General features: G+C 71.6%; 3 protein-coding genes. 1 reads left to right on the top strand and 2 read right to left on the bottom strand.

Annotation, left to right across the window (positions count from 1 at the left end):
• Positions 1-84: 84 nt before the first annotated feature.
• Positions 85-1,512, bottom strand: coding sequence for a M6 family metalloprotease domain-containing protein (locus tag AOK17_RS41110; protein WP_055617750.1), 1,428 nt, complete (start codon positions 1,510-1,512; stop codon positions 85-87).
• Positions 1,513-1,908: 396 nt separating this feature from the next.
• Between AOK17_RS41110 and AOK17_RS41105 the strand changes: the two genes are divergently transcribed.
• On the top strand, positions 1,909-4,074 hold the full coding sequence (locus AOK17_RS41105) for a putative bifunctional diguanylate cyclase/phosphodiesterase (protein ID WP_245697688.1): 2,166 nt from the start codon (positions 1,909-1,911) through the stop codon (positions 4,072-4,074).
• On the opposite strand, the gene AOK17_RS41100 is transcribed toward AOK17_RS41105, so the two are convergent.
• A complete protein-coding gene (locus tag AOK17_RS41100) occupies positions 4,065-5,207 on the bottom strand; it encodes an LLM class flavin-dependent oxidoreductase (protein ID WP_055617749.1) in 1,143 nt (380 codons plus the stop codon). The genes AOK17_RS41105 and AOK17_RS41100 overlap by 10 nt on opposite strands.
• Between the last annotated feature and the right edge of the window lie 243 nt (positions 5,208-5,450).

The raw sequence follows: 5,450 nt of genomic DNA, 5'->3' as shown, positions 1-5,450 counted from the left end.
TCGAGTCCCTGGCGGCGCACAGACGGTGAAAGGCCCCTCGCGAGAGCGAGGGGCCTTTCGCGTGCCCGCATGCCGTCCAGGAGGTCAGCTCCCGGTGGAGATCGTCACCGTCCACGCCCCCGAAGCCGTCCGGTCCTCGACCTCGACGCGTACGTTCTCGCCCGGCACGGTGAAGCTCTCCCCGAGGCCGACCGGCGCGTCGGCGAGCGGCGGATAGACCGAGTCGTCCCAGCAGGCCGCGGACGAGGGGTGCGCGTCGACGACCTCGATCGGGCCGCCGCCGGACTGGGTCCCGCCGCGGATGCGGTAGACGAGCACTCCCTGTGAGCAGACCGACGCGTCGTTGCCGACCGGCCCGCGCGCCTCGAAGGCGACCGCGCTGTCCCGCCCGGTCCGCACCACCGCCAGTTTCGTCCCGTTCCCGGACCCGAATCCCATGCCTTGCGACTCCGGCCCGGCACCGGGAACACCCGCCCTCACGAAGGCCTCGGAACCCGCCGCGGCCACCCCGGGCCCGGCCCCCAGAGACTCCAGCGTCAGCCGCGTACCCCGTCCGCCCGCGTCCCGCACACACGCCACCTGGCGTGTTTCCAGCCACCCGAGTTTCCACTTGTGCCAGCCGAACAGGTCGGGCGCCAGGCCGAACTGGCTGCCCATGAGGTCCCAGTCGCCGACGTACGTGTCCCAGTCGCCCTTGCCGTCGGCGGGGCGGTGGTAGAGGTCGGGCAGGTCGAAGACGTGTCCGGTCTCGTGGGCCAGGACCAGCCGGTCCGGCGGATGCTTCTCGAAGACAGTGACGACCCGGCGGATGTCCTTCCCGTCGGCCCGCAGCGGCGTGTCCATGTTCACCACCTTCGTCGCGTCCGAGTCCACGCCGGGCGCGTCCGGGTCGGCGACGAAGTACACGATGTCGTAGCGGGAGAAGTCGACCCGGTCGTCCGCCGCGGCGAGGGCGTCGCGCAGATACGCCGAGCGCGCCGCCGCGTTCCAGTCGCGCTGTATGGCGTACGAGGTGGAGGCCCGTGGCATCCGGATCCACTCGGTGAGCGGGTGCGGGCGGAGCTGGAACCTGCCGTACGAGGCCCGTTCGAAGAAGCGGCTGGTGGCGGGGAAGTAATCGGCCGTCAGTTCGTCCGGCGTGGTCAGCGGGTCGGCGTCCGGGAAGGAGAGGAAGACCATGACAGCGTCGAGGCGTCTGGTGGGGCGCGGGTAGGCGGCGTTCCAGGTGTCCAGGCCCTCCGAGTGGTGCGCCTCGGTGCGCTTGAGGGCGCACGGCATGGAGAGCGGGACGGCGACCGAGGGGCCCGTCACGAGGGAGGTGGCGGCGAGGGCCGTCATCGAGGTGAACACGGCCGCGGGCGCGTGCCACCACCGTTCACGCCAGGTCTGCCCCCACCATGCCGGTACACGCCGGCCTGGACCGGGCCGCCCCGGACCGGGCCGACCGAGGCCTCGCCAACGGGGTCGAACCCCGCCACGGGTGAGCCCCTTGAGGGGGAGCAGACGCGGCACGTCGACCTCCGGATGCGGAATTCGGGATACCGCACCCAGCCTGTGCCGGTTTGATCGTTTACGCCCTGTTTATCTGAACCAAAGGAGTGAGAGGGCCGACATCCGACCGAGAACATCGGGGAGCGCCAGGGGGGCGCCAGGACACGCCGACACCCCGAGCACTCACGGAACGTCACAAGTGATCGACCAGGGAAGGAACCCGTCCAGCTGCGGGCAGAAACGATCTGTCAGAGAGAGGGGTTCATCCGGGACACTGGACAGTAGCTGGAAGGCCCTACGGCCAACCTCTATGATCGGCACACTTTCCTGCGCGGACACGGCTAGAGCGGCCGTCCACCACCGGCCGACCCCCCGACGAGACCTGTACGACGAACGAGTGCACAGCGGGAGCGAACGGTGAGCGGAACGTCCGATGGGCCGGCGCCCGCGGTAGACCTCGTCCGGCCGGCCGTCACAGAGAGTCACATCGCGGCCTCTCGTCGCGTCGGGACCCCTCCTCACGAGGAACGGGCCCCACGCGTCGAATCCCTGGTCGCACCCCCTCTGGACCTCTCGGCGGGGCTGCCCGCCGAGCTACCGGCCGGGCTTCCGGCCGACTTCCTCGCCGGATTCCCCTCGGGTCTCTCGGCGGGCCTGTCGGCTGGTCTTCCGGCGCGGCTCTCGGCCGCTGCGCCGGCCGGCCTCCCGCCGCGCCCCGGGATCGACTTCGAGGCCGACGGCCACCCCCACACCGGCACCGATCCGCGTGCCGACGCCCATCCCCATCCCCACCCCAGTACCGGCGCCGGAACCCGTGCCGGCACCGACACCGAGGCCGGCACACGTACATTCCGCGCCACTTTCGCCGCCGCTCCCCTCGCGATGGCCGTCGTGGACCGGGAAGGCCTGGTCGTCACGGCCAACGACACCCTGGCCGCGCTCCTCGGCACGGGCCCGGAAGGGCTCACCGGCCGGATCGCCGCCGACCTGGTGGACCTCGCCTCGGACGCCCGTACGTGGCACGCGTACCGCGAGGTGCTCCGCGGCCGGCAGGCCAGACTCCGCTGCACCCGACGCCTCAAACACCCCGACGGCCACTCCCTCTGGGCTCAGGTGACGGTCAGTCCGCTGCCCGAGGAGGAGCGCGCGGTGCTGCTCTCGGTCTCCGACATCAGTGCCCGCCGCGAACTCCAGGCCCGGCTGCGCCACCTCCAGATGCACGACCCGGTGACCCGGCTGCCCAACCGCACCCTGTTCTTCGAGCGGCTTTCGGCCGCACTGGAGGCGGAGGCGTACGAGGAATCCGGAACCGGCCGGATCGGGCTCTGCTATCTGGACCTCGACGGGTTCAAGGCGGTCAACGACACGCTCGGCCACCGCGTCGGCGACCGGCTGCTCGCGGCCGTCGCCGAGCGGCTGACCCGCTGCGCGAACGAGGCCGGTTACGCGCGAGCGGCCACCCCGCTGGTCGCCCGGCTCGGCGGCGACGAGTTCGCACTGCTGGTCGAGGACTCCACGGGTACGGAGCAGCTCGCGGACCTCGCCGACTCCGTACTGAAGTCCTTGCAGGTGCCGTTCGACCTGTCCGGGCAGCGGCTGTCGGTCTCGGCCTCGATCGGTGTCGTCGAGCGGCACGCGGCCGGCACCACCGCGACCGGTCTGATGCAGGCCGCCGACACGACGCTGTACTGGGCGAAGGCCGACGGCAAGTCCCGCTGGACGCTCTTCGACCCGGAGCGCAACGCCCACCGGATGACCCGTCAGGCCCTCTCCTCCACGCTCCGCCCGGCCATCGAGAAGGGCGAGTTCGCGCTGGAGTACCAGCCGCTCGTGTGCATGGAGGACGGCGGGGTGCGCGGGGTCGAGGCGCTGGTGCGATGGAACCATCCTCAGTTCGGCACACTGACGCCGAATCGGTTCATCGGACTTGCCGAAGAAGACGGTTCGATCGTGCAGTTGGGCCGCTGGGTGCTGGCCACCGCCTGCCGGCAGGCGCGCCGCTGGCAGCTGGACCACCCGGACGCGGAACCGATCTTCGTCAGCGTGAACGTGGCGGTGCGTCAGGTCTGGGACTCCGACCTGGTGGCGGACGTGGCGGCGACCCTCGCGGAGACCGGCCTCGCCCCGCACCTCCTCCAGCTGGAGCTCACCGAGTCCGCGGTGATGGGCTCCGCGGGCCGGCCGCTCCAAGCCCTCCAGGCCCTCAGCGACATGGGCGTACGCATCGCGATCGACGACTTCGGCACCGGGTACTCGAACCTCGCCTACCTCAGCCGGCTGCCCGTCTCGGTCCTGAAGCTCGACGGGTCGTTCGTGCGGGGCTTCCAGTACGAGACCGGTGAGAACGGCGCGGGTCCGGACGCCCGGTCCAACCCGGCGGACGAGGTCATCGTCGAGGCGATGATCCAGCTCGCGCACCGGCTCGGTCTGACGGTCACCGCAGAGTGCGTGGAGACGGCGGGACAGGCGTCCCGTCTACGACGCATCGGCTGCGACACCGGCCAGGGGTGGCTCTACTCCCGGCCGGTGGCGCCGGATCGTATCTCCGCGCTGTTGACGGCGGCGGCCTGCTCTCAGGCCTGAGGCTCCCCGGCCTCGGTCTCTCCGGCCGTGGGCAACTGGTACGCGTCCGCGATCAGTTCGTACGAGCGCAGGCGTACGTCGCTGCTGTGGGCGTTGGCGGTGAGCATCAGCTCGTCGGCGCCGGTGCGCTTCTGGAGGTCGTCGAGGCCGGAGCGGACCTCGTCGGCGGTGCCGTGGATGACGTTCGTGTTCCAGGAGTCGACGAACTCCCGCTCCATCGGGCTGAACTCGTACGCCTCCGCCTCCTCCGGGGTGGGGACCAGGCCGGGGCGGCCGGTGCGCAGGCGGACCATGTTCAGCGCGGCGGCCATGATCTGGCGGCGGGCCTCCTTCTCGTCGTCCGTCGCGAGGGCGGAGACGCCGATCAGGGCGTAGGGCGAGTCGAGTACGGCCGAGGGGCGGAAGGACTCGCGGTAGAGGTCGAGCGCCGGGACCGTGTTCTGCGCCGAGAAGTGGTGCGCGAAGGCGAAGGGCAGACCGAGGGTGCCCGCGAGGCGGGCGCTGAAGCCGGAGGAGCCGAGCAGCCAGATCGGCGGGCGGTGCGGGGACTGGACTCCGCCGGGGGAGGTCGCCTGGATCGGGCCCGGGACCGCGTGGATGCGGGCGTAGCGGTGGCCGGGCGGGAAGTCGTCGTCCAGGAAGCGGGTGAGCTCCGCGAGCTGCTCGGGGAAGTCGTCCGCGCCTTCGTTGAGGCGGTCGGTGCGGCGGAGGGCCGCGGCTGTGGCGCCGTCCGTGCCCGGGGCCCGGCCGAGGCCCAGGTCTACGCGGCCCGGGGCCATCGCCTCCAGCGTGCCGAACTGCTCCGCGATGACCAGGGGGGCGTGGTTCGGGAGCATGACGCCGCCCGAGCCCAGGCGGATGCGGGTCGTGTGGGCGGCGAGGTGGGCGAGGATCACGGCCGGGGAGGTGGAGGCCACGCCCGGCATGGAGTGGTGTTCGGCCACCCAGTAGCGGTGGAAGCCTCTGCTCTCGGCGAGGCGGGAGAGGGAGACGCTGGTGCGGAGGGCGTCGGTCGCGGTGCGGCCTGCGCCGACTGTGACCAGGTCGAGGACGGAGAGGGGCACCTGGGCGGTCCCCTTCGCCTCCGCCCTGATCTCGTCGGGTTCGCTGGTGGTGTGGTCCGGTGCCGCCACGGGGGTCCTCCTGTTTGGTACGACGCGTTGTCCGCGCCTTCCCTAACAGGAGGATGGCTCCGCTTTATTCCTTCGCCCCCGCCGCCCCTACCCATTCCCGTCCCTTTTCGGGGGCCAGCCCCCGAACCCCCGCTCCTCAAACGCCGGAGGGGCTGAAGATTCCGCAGCCCGGGCCGACACATTCAGCCCGTCCGGCGTTTGAGGACGAGGCCGTTCAGGCCGAAAGGGGGGTCTGGGGGCGCA

The organism is Streptomyces phaeochromogenes (assembly GCF_001418655.1).
Taxonomy (GTDB): domain Bacteria; phylum Actinomycetota; class Actinomycetes; order Streptomycetales; family Streptomycetaceae; genus Streptomyces; species Streptomyces phaeochromogenes.
The sequence above is the reverse complement of the archived record's forward strand: the minus strand, read 5'-3'. Positions and strand labels throughout refer to the sequence as shown.